11 protein-coding genes are annotated in these 17,627 nt (G+C 67.7%); 1 reads left to right on the top strand and 10 read right to left on the bottom strand.

Annotated features, from left to right (window positions below):
• Positions 1-11: 11 nt before the first annotated feature.
• The 4 genes from U5809_RS00610 to U5809_RS00595 all read right to left on the bottom strand — a co-directional run bounded on the left by U5809_RS00610 (position 12) and on the right by U5809_RS00595 (position 5,203).
• Entirely contained in the window at positions 12-2,123 is a 2,112-nt protein-coding gene (locus U5809_RS00610) for a hypothetical protein (protein WP_322085040.1), read from the bottom strand.
• Between the two features lie 170 nt (positions 2,124-2,293).
• Positions 2,294-3,469 carry a class C beta-lactamase gene (gene ampC / locus U5809_RS00605; RefSeq protein WP_322085039.1) on the bottom strand — a complete coding sequence of 392 codons (1,176 nt, stop codon included), beginning with the start codon at positions 3,467-3,469 and terminating at the stop codon, positions 2,294-2,296.
• 363 nt (positions 3,470-3,832) lie between these two features.
• Positions 3,833-4,645: an alpha/beta hydrolase gene (locus tag U5809_RS00600; RefSeq protein ID WP_322085038.1), complete on the bottom strand. Its 813-nt coding sequence runs from the start codon at positions 4,643-4,645 to the stop codon at positions 3,833-3,835.
• An 87-nt stretch (positions 4,646-4,732) separates the two neighbouring features.
• Entirely contained in the window at positions 4,733-5,203 is a 471-nt protein-coding gene (locus U5809_RS00595; protein ID WP_322085037.1) for a hypothetical protein, read from the bottom strand.
• Positions 5,204-5,604: 401 nt separating this feature from the next.
• Between U5809_RS00595 and U5809_RS00590 the strand changes: the two genes are divergently transcribed.
• Positions 5,605-5,739, top strand: coding sequence for a hypothetical protein (locus tag U5809_RS00590; RefSeq protein ID WP_006405345.1), 135 nt, complete (start codon positions 5,605-5,607; stop codon positions 5,737-5,739).
• 6 nt (positions 5,740-5,745) lie between these two features.
• Here U5809_RS00590 and U5809_RS00585 read toward each other — a convergent pair whose 3' ends face one another.
• The 6 genes from U5809_RS00585 to U5809_RS00560 form a co-directional block, all read right to left on the bottom strand.
• Positions 5,746-8,634, bottom strand: coding sequence for a glycoside hydrolase family 2 protein (locus U5809_RS00585; RefSeq protein ID WP_322085036.1), 2,889 nt, complete (start codon positions 8,632-8,634; stop codon positions 5,746-5,748).
• Positions 8,635-8,662: 28 nt separating this feature from the next.
• Positions 8,663-11,275, bottom strand: coding sequence for a GH92 family glycosyl hydrolase (locus U5809_RS00580; RefSeq protein ID WP_415877918.1), 2,613 nt, complete (start codon positions 11,273-11,275; stop codon positions 8,663-8,665).
• A gap of 523 nt (positions 11,276-11,798) precedes the next feature.
• The gene (locus U5809_RS00575; RefSeq protein WP_322085035.1) at positions 11,799-12,986 is read right to left on the bottom strand and encodes a beta-propeller fold lactonase family protein; all 1,188 of its coding nucleotides are present in this window, start codon (positions 12,984-12,986) and stop codon (positions 11,799-11,801) included.
• Positions 12,987-13,108: 122 nt separating this feature from the next.
• On the bottom strand, positions 13,109-14,611 hold the full coding sequence (locus tag U5809_RS00570; protein ID WP_322085034.1) for a M81 family metallopeptidase: 1,503 nt from the start codon (positions 14,609-14,611) through the stop codon (positions 13,109-13,111).
• Between the two features lie 129 nt (positions 14,612-14,740).
• Complete coding sequence (locus tag U5809_RS00565; protein WP_322085033.1) at positions 14,741-16,165, bottom strand: aldehyde dehydrogenase family protein; 1,425 nt, start codon at positions 16,163-16,165, stop codon at positions 14,741-14,743.
• Between the two features lie 30 nt (positions 16,166-16,195).
• On the bottom strand, positions 16,196-17,593 hold the full coding sequence (locus U5809_RS00560; RefSeq protein ID WP_322085032.1) for an aspartate aminotransferase family protein: 1,398 nt from the start codon (positions 17,591-17,593) through the stop codon (positions 16,196-16,198).
• Positions 17,594-17,627 lie beyond the last annotated feature (34 nt).

Raw genomic sequence — 17,627 nt, 5'->3', positions numbered from 1 at the left:
TCGGCACTCCGTCAGTGAAGGATCGTCGACAGCGGCTTGCCCGAGCCCGCGACCGACTGCAGTTCGGTTTCGGTCACCACGCGGTTCCACATCGCGACGTCGGAGAAGCTCTCGACGTTCGGCTTGACCGTCGTGCACGCGTTGACCGTGTAGCCGCCGCTGTAGTGGCTCGCCGGGTAGCCGCACGCAAGCATGTGGTACTGGCCCGTGCCGTCCTCGTTCACGCCGAAGGTCTTCGTGCCGAGGCCCGGCAGCGCGGCCACCGACACCGTCAGCGGCGTGCTCTGCTTCTGCTCGCCGAGCACCGGATCGAACGTGTAGGCCGTCATCGTCTTGCCGACCGTGTCGATCACGAACGCCGCATACACCCACTGGTTCGCGCTCACGCTCATCGTCTTCAGGTCATTGCGGGTGGAACCATCGCCCGCGTTGTACTGGATGTTGCAGGTGCCCGACGGCGCGCCCGATGCCTGCGGGAACAGCCCGATCGCGATGCCCGCGTTCTTGCCGCTCTGCCAGTTCTTGTTTGCGAACACCGGTGTTCCGAAGCCGACCACGTCGGTACACGGCGTCTTCAGCCACATGCCGATCGTGAATTGCGATTGCGTCGTGATGTCGGCGTTCTGCACGAGCTTGTAGCCGTCATAGCCGTTCGTATCGACGGTCTGCGTCGTCACCTGCAGCGCCTGCCCGCCGAACGGATCGGCGCTCAGCGAGCCGCCGTTCGCGGCGGCCGAGAACGGGCCCATCGTGCTCGCGTTCAATGCATCGACGGCCGGCAGAGCGCCGAACGGGTAGTACGACGCGAGGCCGTTCTTCAGCGTCGTCGCGAGCGGCGGCGGCGGGGGCGGCGGCGGCACGTACGCGATCCGCGCGATGCTGCCGAGCGGTGCACCGCCAGCCGTCACCACGTAGTCGAAGCTGTAGGTGCCGGCCGCGGTCAGGCCGAGATCGCTGTCGGTATAGGTCGTCGTGCCGGCCGGCAGCGTCGCGATCTGCTGGCCCGCACGGTACACCGCGATCGCGCCGCTCGCGGGCGCGGCCCACGTCAGCACGACGCTGTGGCCGTCGGTACTCGCCGCACCGGCGAGCTGCGACACCGGCTGCGCGCCGATCAGTTCGCCGCCGTCCATTTCGTACGCGGACGCCGCGGGCAGCGCACCGAACTGCGCGAGCACGGTCGGCGCGATGTCCGCGATGCTCGCACGCGTGTGCAGGTCGGCCAGCGACGCCGGCTGCGCGGCGCTGCCCAGTCGCCCGTTGTCGGCCTGGTTCATCGCGATGAAAGTCGTCGATTCGGACAGCAGCGGCAGGCCGTCGCTGCCGCCGGCCGCGTTCAGGCCATGGCCGCCAGTGACGACGACCAGCCAGTTCTCCTTGTTGCGCTTCGCGGTTTCGGCGACGAGCGCGCCGACGGCCGCGTCGAGCTGTTTCAGCGTGTTCGCATACGCCGCTGCGCCGAGGCCGTAGTTCAGCGCCGCATCCTGCGCCGAATGGTATTGCGCGACGACGAGCGAGTAACCCTGCTGGATCATCGTCGTGCCTTGCTGCGTGACGCAGCTGTCGACCGCCGCGCAATTCGCGAGCGTGTCGAGGCTGCCCGCGTTGCGTCCGGCCGTCAGCAGCGTCGCGAGCGCCGGCGATCCGACTGCCGCGCCGAGCAGGCCCGCGTTCGCGGTTTTCAGCGTGTCGAATGCGGTCGGCGCCTGCAGCGCCTGGTTCGGTGCATCGGACAGCACCTGGTGACGGTTGCCCCACGCGCCGGTGAGCAGCGTGGCCCAGCTCGGCGTATCGAGGTTCGGTTGCTGCGACAGCTGGCCGTTGACGCCGCCGCTATACGCGGGCGCGACCTGCAGCTTCGCGAGATTCGGCAACGTGCCGCCCGCGATGCCGGCCGCGAGCGCCGCATAAGTGACGCCGTCGAGCTCGATCACGAGCGCACGGTTCGTGACCTGCTGGCCCGGCGGCGTGCCGTTGTTGCCCTTGCCGTTGTCGGTACCGCCGGCCGCGTTCGTCGACGCGCTGCCGGTGCCGCCCGAGCCATCCATGTTGCCGCCGCACGCGCCGAGCGCGCCGACCAAGGTCAGCCCGCACAGCAGCCGCGCGAGAGTGGTCTTCCTCATGTTTCCCCCTGACTGGACTATCCGGATAGGCCCGGAGATCTGCCCGGATTCTGCTCAGGGGATGCGATGCGCGTATTTCGTTTTGCAGAAGCGCGCCGATACAGGTATCGGCTTTTTTGGGGGCGGGGCGGGCCGGACCGGGCAACATCGCCGGCCCGCCCGTGGAAACGTTACCGCCCGTCGCCAAGCGAGCCGAGAATCCCGTACGCAGCCTTCACACGGTCCTCGATCGGCACACTGCCGTTCGCGAGCATCACGATCGCGATCCGCTTCGACGGCACGAATGCGACATACGTGCTGAAACCGCCGGTCGAGCCGGTCTTGTTGATCCACGTCGCCGGGTTCGGCGCCAGCGGCGGCTTGATCGCGCTGGCCGGTACCGCGTCGTACAGCATCTTCGGCGCGTTGCCTTCAAGCAGCGTCGGCAGCGCGACCGGGTACGGATACTGTTCCCAGATCAGGTCCTGCGTCAGCGGGCCCGCGCGGAAATAACCGGTGTGCGTGCGATCGATCGCGCGCTGCAGGCGCGGCGCCGCCTGGATCAGCCCCATGTTCGCCTGCACGAAGCGCAACAGGTCCGCTGCCGTGGTCCGCACGCCGTAGGCCGGCTGCCACAGCATGCCTTGCGTCATCCGGACCGGCTTGCCGTCCTTCGTATAGCCCTGCGCGTAGTCGGCCATGCGTGCGTCGGGCACGTTGATGTACGTGTGCGTCATCCCGAGCGCGGGAAAGAGCCGCTGCTCCATCAGCGTCGCGAAGTCCTTGTGCATCGCCTTCGCCGTGAGCCAGCCGAGCATGCCGATCGCGACGTTCGAATACTTGCGGTGCGTGCCCGGCGCATACTCGGGCCGCCACGCGTCGAGATAGCGGATCAGGCCGGCGTCGTCGCGGATGCTGTCCGGTACCTGCAGCGGTGTCCCGCCGGGCGTGTGCGTGCCGAGCTGGAGCAGCGTGACGACGCCGAACGGCTTGCCCTGCAGTTCGGGCAGATATTTGGCGACCGGGTCTGCCAGCGACAACTCGCCGCCTTCCTGCGCATCCGACGCGAGCGTCGCGGTCAGCGTCTTGCTGACCGAACCGATCTCGAACAGCGTATCGCCGTTGACGGGCCTGCCGGTCTGCTTCGACATCACGCCGTAGTCGAACACGTACGGCTTGCCGTCCGCGACGATGCCGATCGCCATGCCGGGAATCGCGTACTGCTTCATCAGTGGCGCGATGTGGCGGGTCACGGTGTCGTGGAGGTCGTCCTGCGCGGCAGTGGCAGCGGCCGCGCGGCCGGCCGTTGTGATTGCGCACGCGGCGACGAGCAGCGTCGCGGCGAAGCGTGTCACGTTGAATCGCATGGTTGCGGTTCCTTTGGTATCGAATGGTTGCGTGAGCAACAGGCCGGTACGCGTCACACGGCGATCGTGCCGGCCTGTCGAAGCAGGACTATCCGCTGCCGGCCGGCCGCCAACAATCGACGATATGTTGCGCGAGCCTAAAGAAAATCTTATGAGATATGCGACACGACACATCGCCATGGGTGTCGCCGCGCCTGCCGCGCTCGCGGCTCGGCCGCCATGCGGGTCAAGGCTGGTGTACGGCAGGAAAACCGTGATGCTCGAGAAACTCGGACACGCCGGGTTGCCAGAGGTCGATGCCACGCGAGAACAGCAGGTAGCCGTTGTCGGAAAACGGCGGCGGCAGCCGACTGCCGCGTACGATCACCCCGCCAACCGGTCGAGAAACGTCAGCATCGCCGCGTTGAATCGCGCGGGTCGCTGCAGCGGCGCGAAATGGCTCACGCCGGGCAGGATCGTCAGCGTCGCGCCCGGAATCGTGCGCGCCAGGTACGCGGCATGCTCCGGCCGGATGAATTCGTCGTGCTCGCCTTGCACGATCGCCACCGGCACCGCGATCGCCGCGAGATCCCGCTCGCTGTAATTCGGTTGCGTGCGCATCATTTCGCTGACGGCTGCGACGAATGCGTCGAACTGATCGGGTGTCGCGGACAACCGCGCGTAGTCCTTGCGGTGCCGCGCGAAACAGCGCTCGATCACCGGGCCCGGCACCATCTCCTTCGTGCCGCCCGGGTCCATGTTGCACGCGAAGAAGAACACGCCCACCGCGCGCTCCGGTGCGCGGGCCGCCAGCACGAGCGCGATGCACGCGCCGTCGCTCCAGCCCACGAAGCGCGCACGGTCGACGTGCAGCGCGTCGAGCACCGCGAGCACGTCCGACGCCATGCGTTCGTAGGAATAGGGTTGCGCGTCGCGTGTGCTGCGACCGTGGCCGCGACTGTCGATCAGGATCGCGCGATAGCCGGCCGCGAGCAGCGCCGGCACCTGGTTGCCCCAGTTGCCGCCGTGGCCGAGGCCGCCATGCAGCAGCACGACCGGCGGGCCATGGCCGAACGACGCGTGCCAGATGCGCGCGCCGTCGTGTTCCAGCCAGCCTTCGGCATCGGCCGCCGGCAGCGGCGTGCCGCCATGGGCGTCGAAGCGGACGAGTTCGTCGTCGTCGAGTTCCGCATTCATCGTTCTGCCGTCCTTTCGAGGGAGACGAGCTTGCGATTGTAATGCGTGTGGCCGACGCAGCCGTGACGGCCGCGCAGCCCGAAGCCGTCAGGCTTGCGTCGACACCAGCCCGCCCGACGACGAGTTGCCCGACTTCTGGAGCGCCGCCGCGAGCTGCGAGATCGCCGTTGACAACGCCGCCGAGATCGAGCTGGCTTCCGCGCCCAGCGTCTGCTGCTCGATGACCGCGGACGGGTCGTCCTTCGCGCGCTGGGCCGCGTCCGCCATCTGCCGCTCCAGTGTCGCGAGCTGCTTTTGCAGCCGCTCGATCAGCGCCTTCAACTGGGTGACGGCAGGATCCTCCGCCGACGATGCGCCTGCCGCGCCGAGCGTTTCGCCGGTGTCGCCGGCCGCCGCCTTCGTGCCGGTGGTGCTGCTCCTGCCCGTCGTGCCGGTGCTGCCCTTGGCAACCGTCGTGCCGTCGGCGGACGAAGCCGCGGCCGGGACGGCCGACGTGTTTGCGGTAACGCTGCTGTCCGCCAGTGAGGCGCGCGAGGTCGTGGAGAGATCGATCTGCATCGTGTCGGTCCGTGTGTGTCGGTAAGCGAATCGTGACGGGGCGGGAAATGCCTTCCAACTCGTTTACGGCATTCGTCACACGAAACTTGAGTGTAGGGGTCGGACGAATGCCGCGCAGATCGCCGCATTCCATGCGCGAAAGGGCCAGATTAGCGCCACGGCGGCGCTGGTAAAATTGCGGCTTCGCCGGCCGGCATCGCGCGTCGACCGCCTTCGGGCGCCCGCGCGCAACGTCGTCGGTTTCGACTCCCGCCCTGTCAGGCGCGGCATGCCACACATGCCGACGCCGCAATCGCGGCGCAGCGGGTCGCCTTTTCCGTCGCCTTCGTGACCCGCTCGCCGGTTCGAGCGGCGAACGCCGTGCGGCGCGCTCCATTCATCACGCATTCGAGGAACACACGATGGCCCGCATCGGCGCCTTCTGCATCACGACGTGGCTTGCCGCCGCGATTCTCTATTTCGGCCAGCACTCCGTCGCGATGATCGCGTTGAGCGGTGTCGTCGTGTTCGGCGGGTTCGATCTGCTGCGTCCGTAACGCACGTCAGCAGGCCGCGAACGTCGCCACTGCCGGATCGACCGCCAGCGCACGCTCGTTGAAGACGACCGGCACACCGCCGAGCCCCAGCTTGCAGTTCGGACGATCGAGCCGCCACCCGTCGATGCGCAGCGCGACGCGCGACACCGGTGCGCCACTCGCATGTGGCAGGTCGATCGTGATCCGCCGCTTCGCACCCGGCACCAGGTTCAGGTAGTTGTCGCTGTAGAACGCGGGCAGCACGCGCGCACCGGTCGACGGGTCGAATACCTGCAGGTGCGTCATCAACGCGATGCCCGCCCCGACGTTCGCGACGTCGACCGTGATGCGCGTCGTCACGTCGTCGGCCTCGGATGCCGTCGCACTGACGGCCACTGCCGCCGCCGGCATCGCATCGAGCGACGTGTAAGTCGTGTCGCCACCGTCGCGCTGCCGCCAGTACACGTTCTCCGCGATCGCATTGCCACCCGCATCGGTCAGCGCGAGCGCGACGATGCACACGTCGGATTTCGCGGCAGCGATCGCCGCCTTCAGGTTCGCCACCACACGATACGACGCCTTCGCCACGCCGCCGACATCCGCGGCGGTCCGGCTGCTCAGCGTGCCGTCCAGGTTGTACACGCGCATCTCGACGCGGCCCGTGACGGCCGCCGCCGTGTGGTTCGCAATCGTCACGTCCGACGTATTCGCATCGAGGATCGCATTGACGCGGCGGCAGCCGTGCCGAACCGCGAAGAACGATGCGTGCTCCTCGAGATCGTGGCTGTACATCTGCCAAACGAAGCTCGGTTGCGCGGGGTTCGTCATCCACATGATCACGCCGGTGGCCGGCGAAGTGATCTTCCCGGCCACGGGGCCGATCATCACGGCTGCATTCGCCTCGTAGATCGAGCGGATGCACTCGTAGTTCATCATCTGCGCCTTGCGCACGAAGTCGGCCAGATTCCGGATCGCACCGTAGCGCAGCGCCGTCATCGCGATATATCCGGCGCCGCCCTGCTCGCCGACCTGGGCGTAGTACGCACCGTTGCCGTTCATGTCGCGGTCGGCCCAGAAGTCGTCCGGGCATTCGTACGAACCGGGCGGCAGCATCGATTCGACGAATTCGAGTGTCGGAATCGAGTGCGAACCGACTTCGTTGTGGAACGCGATCGACGTCGTGCCATAGCCACGGCTGAACGCGGCCTGCGGCGACGCCCAGTTGTACGGGCCGCCCGACGAATAGCCGTTGACCGCGCCGGCGCCGGTATCGCCCGCCGAACTCGTGAGGCACAGGCGTTGCGGGTCGAGCTCGGCGACGAGCGCGTCGAGCCCCTTCACGAGCGCCGGCGGCGGTGAGCCCTCGTTGCCGCCGCACCAGAGCAGGATCGACGGACGATGACGGTTGCGCGCGATCACGTCGCGGATGTTGGCGAGATCGCGCGGCACGTTGGCGGCGCCCGAACCGTCGCCCTCGGTCGAAAAGAAGAAGTCCTGCCACACCAGGATCCCGTAGCGATCGCACGCGTCGAAGAAATCGTCGCTCGTGCTCTGCCCGTTCCAGTTGCGGATCAGGTTGAGGTTGGCGTCGCGATGCAGTCGCACCTGGTTGAACAGCCGTTCGCGCGGGATGCGCTTCAACGCTTCGTCGAGCCCCCAGTTGCCGCCCATCACGAGGATCGGCAGGCCGTTGACGGTGATGCTCAGTTGCGTGCCCATGCCGATATCGCGCGAATACTCGATGCGGCGCAGGCCGACGTTCAACTTGCGCTCGTCGGACAGCACGCGCCCGACCTTGAGCCCCACCGTCACCGCGTAGAGATTCGGGTCGCCATACCCGTTCGGCCACCACAGGCGCGGCTGCCTGATCGACAGTGCCGCGATGTCCGACGACGTGAGCGACACCTTCGTCGTCGTAGTCGATGCGGGAATCGCGATGTCATGGCTGAACGTCGCGCCGTTGCCGATGCTGCCGACCAGCGTCGCGACGAGATCGGCGCCCGAGCCGTTGTCCAGTTCGAGATCGAGCCGCAACTCGGCGCGCGAGAGATCGGCCGACAGCGTATGAGCGACATTCAGTGCGGCGATGCGCACCGCGCCGGTCGTGAACCACCGGACCGGCTGCCAGATGCCGAGATCGCGGTCGGGAATCGTCGGCAGCCAGTCCCAGCCGGCCGAGCAGAAGAAGGTCGGCCCGTTTTTCAGCGTGACGCCGGTCGGGCCGCCGTTGCGGCCGCCACGCGTCACGCCGCTCTTGTAATTCGGCAGCAGCGGCCCTTCGGAGAAATCCAGCTTGACGACGCGCACCGCCAGATTCGCTGCGCCGCCCGCCTGCGGCACGAGCCGCGTGATGTCGAATGCGCCTTGCTTGAAGGCCCCTTCGAGCCGGCCGACGAGCGCGCCGTTCAGCCAGATCTCGGCGCAGTAGTTGACGCCGCCGAAGTGCAGCCACAACCGCTGCCCCGGCCGCCGCGCCGGCGCCGCGAAGGTCGTGCGGTACCAGTAGTCGGTGTCCTTCAGCGTATCGGGAACGGTGTCCGTGACGATGCGACCGTAGAACGGATCGGGATACTTGCCGTTGACGATCATGCTGTTGAGCACCGTGCCGGGCACCGTCGCGGGCGCCATGCCCGTCATGCCGCCCGCGCCCGACAGTTGCGCACCGCCCGCACCCGGCAGGCTGCTTGCGGGCGCGAAGGTCCAGTTCTGCGCGAGGTCCTGCGCAGCCAGCAGGCTATGCTCCGGGTCGGCCGGCACGCCCGGTACGGTGGGTGTGACCGTTGCCGGGCCGTCGGCGCCGGGCATGCCCGACGAGGCGGCCGGCGAATCGATGTCGCCATTGCAGCCCGCGAGCCAGCTCGTGCCGACCAGCGTGGCACCGTAGGACAGGAATTTGCGGCGTTCTTTCGATGTCACGTTGCGTTCCTCCCTGATGGTGTCGTCGTCAGTGCGCGCCAGCCTGGCCCAGTCGCATGGCAGAAGATGACGTGCCTGCCGTCATGCGTGTGTAGTCCGCGTTCGGCCCGGACGGCGGCGTCAGGTTGTCGGCGGCCGCCCACTGCGTCGGCGTCGCGGACAGCGCGTAGGTCATCGTCCCGCCGTTGGCGATCGTGCCCAGCGGCAGCCACGAACCCGCATAGTCCGCGCCGTTGACCTTCAGCGACCGGATATACGCGAACGACGGATGACCCGACGCGTCCATCGCGACCTGCTTGTCGCTTTCGAGCCGCAGCGTCTTGCCGTTGCCGAGCCAGACGGTGATCCCGCCGAACTGCGGCGTGGACAACGCGAGCCCGGCTTCCGACGGAATGACCGGGAACATGCCGAGCGCGGCCCACACGTACCAGCTCGACGTCGCGCCCATGTCGTCGTTGCCCGGCAGGCCGTCGCGCGCGGTCGTGAACGACTTCGACATGATGATCGGCAGGATGTACTGCGCGCCGCTCGGCTGGCCGGCCCAGTTGTATCCCCACGGCGACTGGAGCGACGGTTCGTTGCCGATGTACAGGTTGGTGGACGATTCGCCGCCGTTCAGGTCGGCGGAGCCCGGCACGGTCGAGAATGGCGTCGTGATCGCGAACAGGTTGTTCAGCCGCGTGACGGCCGCCTGCTTGCCGCCGATCGCGTCGATCAGCGCGGTCCAGTCCTGCGCGAAGGTCCAGAAGTAGTTCGGTTCCGTCGATTCGTGGAACGAACCCTGCACGAGCGTACCCAGCGTGCCGGGCGCGGAACCGGACGGCGGTGCGTTGCGCGCGGCGATCACCTTGTTCGTGTAGTCGAAGATGTTGCGCCACCATCCCGCCCGCGTGTACAGCGTGCCGATGTTGTCCGGCGTCACGCCGACCGACGGCGCGTTCAGCACGCTGGCCGGCAGCGCCTGCAGGAACGCCGCGGCCGAGCGGTCGCTCAGCACGCGCTCGATCGTCGCGGACGACGAATGGCCGTCGTCGCTTTGCGACAGGTAGTGGGCCGTCAGGAAATTGGCGAGCCCCGCCGCACTCGTGCGGTCGTTGCAGGCGCTCGATGGATCGAACACCGACTGCTTCGTCAGCCGCGCGGCCGACACCAGATCAAAGTCGGTCGCGCCGAACTTGTACGCGCCGGCAATCACGTTCAATGCGTTGTCGCCGGCCATCGGCGTCGAGTCGTCGCTGCCGTCGACCCAATGCGGGAAAGCGCCGCACTGCAATGCGTCGACAACAAGCGACTGCATCATGTCGCTCGACTCCTTCGGCGCGAGCATCGCCAGCAGTTGCGCCTGCGACCGGTACGTGTCCCACAGCGAGAAGCCCGTGTAGTGAGCGCCTGCACCGCCCTGCGAACCGTCGGCGCGCCGGAACGCGTAGTCGCCGACCTTCGCCGTCGCGCGCGGCGGGATCGTGCCGGTCTGGTCGACCGACTTCGGATAGCTGCCGTCCGCGTTCCTCGGCTGACGCATGCTGCGGAATTCGCCGTTCGCGTCGCTGTAGAGCGTCGGCGTGCCGAACACGCGATAGAGCGCGGTATAGAACTTCGTGAGGTTCGCCTTCTGCGTCGCATCGAGCGAAGACGGATTCGCGGCCTGGTCGATCTGGATCGTGTTGAGCCGGTCGTTCCACAAGCCGGATGCGTTCGTCCGTGCGTCGTCGAACGCGAGCTTTTCACCCTCGCCCTTCAGGTTGGCCTGCGCATTCCCGATGCTGACGGACGAGATCCCGACTTTCACGGTCACCGTCCTGTCCGCATCGGTCAGGTCGAACTGCAGCGTCGCCGCGCCGTTACTGGCCGTGTTCACCGACGACGCGCCGGCCTGCTTGCGCAGCGGCTTGTCGAAGGTCGCGTAGAAATACACTGGCGCATTCCATACCGTGCCGTACGGCGTGCAGAATGCCGGCGCCACGGCCTGCCCGCTCAGCGACTTGCCGTCGCTCGCGAGCGCCAGCGAGACGTTGTTCGCGGTGACTTTCGTGCTGCCCGAATCGCTGTTGCCGTTCAGCTTCGCATCGATCGAGAAGAAGCCCTTGTCCTTGTTCGTGTACGTGAAGCGCGCGATGCCGGAGCGCGCCGTCGCGCTCAGCTCCGTCACGATACCGTTCGCGAGGCGCACCTTGTAATACCCCGGCTGGGCCGTTTCATCCGCGTAGCTGTACCCGATGCCGATCGGCCGGCCACCCGACGCCACCGCGGTCGCCGCATCGGTCGGCAGCATGGCGACCGTACCCTGCCCTGGGCAGCCAACGCCGCTCAGGTGCGTGACGCTGAAGAAGTCGATCGTGCCGCCCGAGCCGCCCGACGACAGGTAGCCGCCCGAGCCGTTGAAGTTGTAGCGCGGCGTGTTCGGCCCGAAGTTCACCATGCCGAACGGCACCATCGCACCCGGGCTCACGTTGCCCGCGTAGCCGGAATCCGCGTTGACCTGCGTGCCGATAAGCGGGTTGACGAACTGGGTCAGCTGCATGTTGACGCGCTTGGGCGGCGCCGGTTGGCCGGGCTGCGACGGCTGGGATGGCCCAGCGGTCGGCGGCAGCGTCGACGGCGTATCGCCGGCGCCGTTGCTGGCCGTCGGAACACTGTTCACGTCGTCTCCGCCACACGCGGCAAGCGCTGCACAGGTCAGTGCAGCGACGAGCAAGAATCGTGGATTTTTCATTTTTTGATTAGTACCGTTAATTAAAACGATTAATCCGGCGTCGATGATAGTTCGAAGCGCCGCCATGCTTGTGGCCTGGCGCGGCATATCGGCGTCGCGTGGCGCGACGCGACGCCGGATGCCCTCGAGGCGACGTCGCGCCGATTGCCACATGCATGTACGCAGCGACGATCGTTGCTGCCACAACCGTCGCCCCCTCCTCCTGTTTCCGGGAATGTCACATCCTTCCCAGTGGCTTACAGTGCCGCAACAACTGTTTATTCACTACAGGAAGTTTCCCGAGTTTTCAGCTTGTTTAACTAAACAATCGGTCGTTAAGTGGCTTTGGGTACAAATTGCCACCATTTGTTGCGTTGCAGCGCCCGCGCAGAAGGGCGTGCAACGACGGGCGCCCGGCGAATCCGGGCGCCGCATGAACTCGCAGAGAGGAATGAACGGGATGCCGTGCGCGTCAGCGCGGCAGCGTCCTCAACGACGACGGCCCGCCCGTCAGCGCGATCCGCTTGCCCGTATCGCGCAGCTTGCCGCCTTCTACCGCATACAGTGCAAGCTGCCGTTCGACGTTGAACTGCACGATCACATGGCGGCTGTCGGCGGTAAACACGATGCCTTGCGCGGCCTCGCCGCCGGGCAACTCGCTCACCTTCGCGGCCTGCCCGTCGCGGATCGCGAACAGCAGCACCTTGCCGAGCTTGTGGCGGCCCGGGTTGTCCGGCGTCAGGTTCGAGCCGTCCATCGCCTGCACCGCGATCCATTTCCCGTCCGGCGAGATCGCGACGCCTTCCGGCAGCGACGGCACCGTCAGGTACTGGACCGTGCGGAACGGCACGCGCGATACGTCGATCAGCGCGATCGAATCGGCATCGCCCGCGAGCGTGCCCGTATAGCCCGGCAGCCCCGCCAGCCCGACGTTGCTGACGACGGCCCAGCGGTTGTCGCTCGACACGTCGATCGTGTAGGGCGCGACGCCCGTACTCAGGCGCGTGCCGCTGTCGGTCACCTTGCCGTCGTCGACGTTCAGCACCGCGACGCCCTGCTCGTCGCGCAGCGACACGAGCGCGTGTTTGCCGTCGTGGGTGAAGCTGATCCCGGCCAGCCGCTTCTTGCCGATCTTCAGGTTGCCGTCGAGTGTCACCTGCGTGCCGTCGATGCGCAGGATCGACACGCTGCCGTCGACATTGGCGACGAGCGCGAGCCGGCCCGAGCGGTCGATCGCGATCCCTTGCGGATGCGAGCCGAGCTCGATGCGCGTGATCGCGGGCGGCGCGGCGTCGAGCTTCACGACCTGCAGGAACGTGTCGAACACGAGCTGCTTCGCGGCCGTGTCGTAGCGCGTCGGCGCGCCGACGAGCGCGAGCTTCGCGTCGGGCGTGATCGCGACGGCCTGTGGCGGCCCCTGGATGCCGTTCTCGACGTCGACCTGCAGTGCGACCTTCGGCGGGAACGTGCTCGCGTCGAGCAGCGTCAGCGTGTCGGCGGGCGGAGAAGGCAGATAGGTGTCGCGGCCCTCGACGCGTTGGTACTTGCCGTCGTTGCCGGACACGATCCAGTCGGCGGCGTGTACGGCAACGGCCGTCGTGGCGAGGGTCAGCGCGGCGAGCAGGCGCGCGCTGCGCAGGCGGAAGGGATTCGAATGCATGGCGGTCGGTTCTCCGGATCGGTTGCGGACGCAATGGATGGCACGACCCTGCTGCTCGACGGGTCGATGCCATCGCATGATGCCGGAAAGCGCGCAAATCCGGCGTCTCGCGTCGCGGTCCGTCACGCTGCCGATCGCGCGCCCGGCTCCCACTGTGCGACATCGTCGAGCGGATAAACCGGCCGCGCGAGCCGCTCGTAGCGGAACAGCCCATAGTCCGAGCCCGTCACGCCGCGGCTGTCGCACTCGACCAGCGCGGCCGCGATCGGCACGAACACCGGCCGGCAATACATCCGCGACTTCAGCAGCAGGAAGCGCGCGCGGCGCGGATCGACGCCGACGCTCTCGAACACGCCGAGATCCCAGGGTTCCTGCGTGCGCTCGGTGATGACGAGCGTGGCCGCGCCGATGTCGAGCACGGCCGCGCGGCCCATGTACGCACGCTGCCCCGTGTACGTCGGCCCCGTGATCACGTATTCGCCGTCGGTGATCGCGCGCACGACGCCCGTCGCACGGAACGGTTCGCGCCGCATGCCGCCATGCGACGGCAGCCGGTTGCCGACCGGCACCGTGACCGTCGCACCGACGCCCGCGTCGATCAGCGCCGCGACGGCTTCGGGGTCGCACAACGGCCCGCTGACGATGCCGTCGAGCCCGTGCGCGAGCGCAGCCTCGAGCAAGTCCATCGTGTCGCATGGGCCGCCCGACATGCAGTTGTCGCCGTGATCGAGCATCAGTACGGGGCGGTCCGCGCCACGTGCGAGCGCCGCCGCCTGCGTGACCGATTCGTCGAGCGGCGCGCTGCGGTACACGAATTCTTCGCGTGCATCCCAGATCTGCCGCGCGATACGCTCGGCCACCGCATCGGCCGCGGCCCGGTCGCCGTCGGCGACCACGACGACGCTGATGCACGGCGCGGGAATGTCCGCGAGCGAGAACCCGGGAAGCACCGATACCGCCAGCATCCCGTCAGCTTCGGCCGCGCGCGCGGCCTCCACCGCGCGCCGCATCGCGCCTTCGGCGCTCGCGCTGAGCAGCGTCGACGTCATCAGCGGCGGTCGCCGCCATGCGAGCACCGGCCGGGCACGGCCGTGGATCCGCTCGAGCAGCACGCGCGCCGCATGCTCGCCGGTCTCGTACATGTCGACGTGCGGATAAGTCTTGAAGCTGACGATCACGTCCGCATGGTCGATCATCTTCTGCGTGACGTTCGCGTGCAGGTCGAGCGCGACCGCGATCGGCGCGTCGGGCAGCGCCGCGCGCACGCGCGCGAGCAGGTCGCCCTCGCCGTCCGCGCTCTGCTCGGCGACCATCGCGCCGTGCAGGTCGAGCATCACGGCGTCGCAACCGGGCGCGGCCGCGACGATCGCGTCGCAGATCGCCGCATACGCGTCGGCCGCGACCGGCCCGCTCGGGTTCGCGGCCGCCGACACGGGCGTCACGACGTCGGCGCCTTCGCGCGCCGCCGCGTCGATGAACGCGGCCATCGCCGTGCGCATCCCGTGGTTCGCGCGATACGCCTCCTCGCCCCAGTCGGGGCCGTTGCGGCCGAACGCGGCAAGCGGCGTCGGCACCGGCGAGAACGTGTTGGTCTCGTGGTTCATCCGGGCGATCAGGATCTTCATGGCGCGCAGCCCTCCCCGCGCATGCCGTCGTTCATCTGCGAAACCTGCATCGTCGACCTCCTCGCAATCGATCAAAAGGTACGGCGTCCCGCAGGACGCCGTCACCCGGTCAGCGCGCTTGCGCGCCGCTCAAGCGTACCCCGTCGTGCCCTTCGTCTCCAGATATTCGACGAGACCGAACTCCGCATACTCGCGCCCGTTGCCCGAACGCTTGTAACCGCCGAACGGCGCGGCCGGGTTCCACGCCGGGTAATTGATGTGGACGTTGCCGACCCGCAGCCTTGCCGCGACGCGGCGCGCCCGCTCGAGATCCTTCGACTGCACGTAAGCCGCGAGCCCGTAGACCGAATCGTTCGCGAGCGCGACGGCTTCTTCTTCGGTCCGGTAGGTCATGATCGCCAGCACCGGCCCGAAGATCTCCTCGGTCGCGATCGTCATGTCCGGCGCGACGTTCGAGAACACCGTCGGCCGAACGTAGAACCCGTCGCCAAGCCCTTCCGGACGGCCGGGGCCACCTGCGACGAGCGTTGCGCCTTCCTCGATCCCGAGCCGGATGAAGTGCTGGATGCGGTCGAACTGCGTAAGGCTGACGACCGGCCCAATGCCGGTTTCCGTCGAACGCGGATCGCCAACGACGGTACGTTCCGCTTCGCGCCGCGCCGCCTGCTCGGCGAGCGCCAGATGATCGACATGCACAAGCATGCGCGTCGGCGCATTGCACGACTGGCCGCTGTTGCTGAAGCAACTGCGCGCGCCGCGCGTGACGGCATCCTCGATATCGGCGTCGGGCAGGATCAGGTTCGGGCTCTTGCTTCCAAGCTCCTGGTGCACGCGCTTCACGGTATCGGCGGCCGCCTTCGCGACCTCGACACCGGCGCGCGTCGAGCCCGTGAACGACACCATGTCGACATCCGGGTGCCGCGACAGCGCATCGCCCACTTCATGCCCGTAGCCATGCACGAGGTTGAACACGCCGGGCGGCACACCGGCTTCGTGCAGGATCTCCGCGAACAGGATCGCGCTGAACGGCGCGATCTCGCTCGGCTTGAGCACCATCGTGCAACCGGCGGCGAGCGCCGGCGCGACCTTGCAGACGATCTGGTTGATCGGCCAGTTCCACGGCGTGATCAGCGCGCACACGCCGATCGGTTCGTGCGACACCAGTAGCGCATCGGTCTGCGTGCTGAAACGGAACGACTGCAGCGCACGGATCGTCTGTTCGAGGTGCGCGGTACCGACGGCAGCCTGTGCCGCACGCGCAAACGCGATCGGCGCGCCCATTTCCTGGCTGATCGTCTGCGCGACCTCTTCGTAGCGGCGCTGGTAGATCTCGAGCACGCGCTTCAACAGCGCGACGCGCTCGTCCACGGACCAGCGCGAGTACGTGTCGAAGGCCTGTTTCGCCGCGCCGACCGCGCGATCGACGTCGGCCGCGCCGCCGATCCTGAGCTGCGCATACGGCCGCGCGGTGGCCGGGTCGATCACGTCGATCGATCGTGCATCGGCCGGATCGAGCCACTGGCCGTCGATATAGGACTGTTGCGAGGTTCGCATCGAATGCTCCTGAAATGAAGAACGCAGCGCTCAGCGTGTCGCCCGTGCGTAGGTGTCGACGAGGATGTCGCGGATCTTCGCGACGAACCATACGATCTCGTCGCGCGACATCACGAGCGGAGGCGAGAACTGCACGATCGGCGTGCCTTCGTGATCGACACCGGCCCGGCACAGCAGCCCCGCATCGAAGATCGCGGGCGCGAGCAGCGTCGACACGAACGCCTGCGCACTGATGCCGGCCGACCAGCGACGCGCGGCCTTGTCGGTCACGAGTTCGAGCGAATAGTGGTAGCCGTCGCCGCGCACGTCGCCGACGCACGGCAACTCGAGCAGGCCGTCGAGCGTCTGGCGGAATACGGCTTCGTTGTCGCGGACGTTCTCGAGTACGCGCTCGCGCGCCATGATCTCGAGGTTCGCGAGCGCTGCCGTGCATGCGACCGGATGGCCGCCGTACGTCGCGCCGTGCAGGAACATCTGCTGCGGCCCGTCGAGCACCGTGTCGACGACCGCGTCGCTCGCGATCACGCCGCCGAGCGGCACGTAGCCCGACGCAATGCCTTTCGCGAACGTGATGATGTCCGGCTTCAACCCGTAGCGCGCCGACCCGAAATATTCGCCGAGCCGGCCGAACCCGCAGATCACCTCGTCCGCGACGAGCAACACGCCGTGCCGGTCGCAGATGTCGCGCAGCCCTGCCGCGTAGCCGGCCGGCGGCGTCAGGCTGCCGCCCGCGTTCTGCAACGGCTCGACGACGATCGCGGCCACCGTATCCGGCCCCTCCTGCACGATCAGCGATTCGATCTCGTCGAGCAGGTGGCGCGTGAACTGCGCTTCCGTCTCGCCCGCCGGGCGGCCGTAGCGCTTCGTATTGCCCACGTGCCGCACGCCCGACATCAGCGGTTCGAAATGCTTGCGGAAGTTCGTCATCCCGTTCAGTGCGAGCGCGCCGAACGACGTACCGTGATACGCGACGCGACGCGCGATGAACTTGCGCCGCTGCGGCTCGCCGCGCGACTGGTGATACTGGCGCACCAGCTTGATCGCCGATTCGTTGGACTCCGAACCGCTCGACGTGAAGAACACGCGGTTCAGACCTTCGGGTGCGAGCGCCGCGAGCTTGTGCGCGAGCCGGATCGCCGGCTCGTGGCCGACACCCCAGTTGGTCGCGAACGGCAGCCGCACCATCTGCTCGCGGATCGCGTCGCCGATCTCCGCGCCGTGGCTGTAGCCGACCTGCACGCAATACAGCCCGGCCAGCCCGTCGAAATAGCGCTTGCCGTTGCGATCGACGAGCCAGCAGCCTTCGCCGCGGTCGAACACGGTCAGCGCGTTCTCGCGGTACGCATCGGCATGCGTGAAATGCATCAGCAGATGGCGCTTGCCGAGCGCCTGCAGATCCGCATCGAGATTGACGTCAACTGCATTCATGGTCACTCCTCCTTCAAGGTTTCAGAACCGGCGC

This window comes from Burkholderia sp. BCC1999 (assembly GCF_905339975.1).
In the GTDB taxonomy this organism is placed as follows: Bacteria; Pseudomonadota; Gammaproteobacteria; order Burkholderiales; family Burkholderiaceae; genus Burkholderia.
This window is presented reverse-complemented; position numbering and strand designations above follow the sequence as displayed.

Excerpts from the sequence above, each read along its gene's own strand:
- U5809_RS00610 (WP_322085040.1), bottom strand. The coding sequence starts at position 2,123 with ATGAGGAAGACCACTCTCGCGCGGCTGCTGTGCGGGCTGACCTTGGTC.
- ampC (WP_322085039.1), bottom strand. The coding sequence starts at position 3,469 with ATGCGATTCAACGTGACACGCTTCGCCGCGACGCTGCTCGTCGCCGCG.
- U5809_RS00600 (WP_322085038.1), bottom strand. The coding sequence starts at position 4,645 with ATGAATGCGGAACTCGACGACGACGAACTCGTCCGCTTCGACGCCCAT.
- U5809_RS00595 (WP_322085037.1), bottom strand. The coding sequence starts at position 5,203 with ATGCAGATCGATCTCTCCACGACCTCGCGCGCCTCACTGGCGGACAGC.
- U5809_RS00590 (WP_006405345.1), top strand. The coding sequence starts at position 5,605 with ATGGCCCGCATCGGCGCCTTCTGCATCACGACGTGGCTTGCCGCCGCG.
- U5809_RS00575 (WP_322085035.1), bottom strand. The coding sequence starts at position 12,986 with ATGCATTCGAATCCCTTCCGCCTGCGCAGCGCGCGCCTGCTCGCCGCG.
- U5809_RS00570 (WP_322085034.1), bottom strand. The coding sequence starts at position 14,611 with ATGAAGATCCTGATCGCCCGGATGAACCACGAGACCAACACGTTCTCG.
- U5809_RS00565 (WP_322085033.1), bottom strand. The coding sequence starts at position 16,165 with ATGCGAACCTCGCAACAGTCCTATATCGACGGCCAGTGGCTCGATCCG.
- U5809_RS00560 (WP_322085032.1), bottom strand. The coding sequence starts at position 17,593 with ATGAATGCAGTTGACGTCAATCTCGATGCGGATCTGCAGGCGCTCGGC.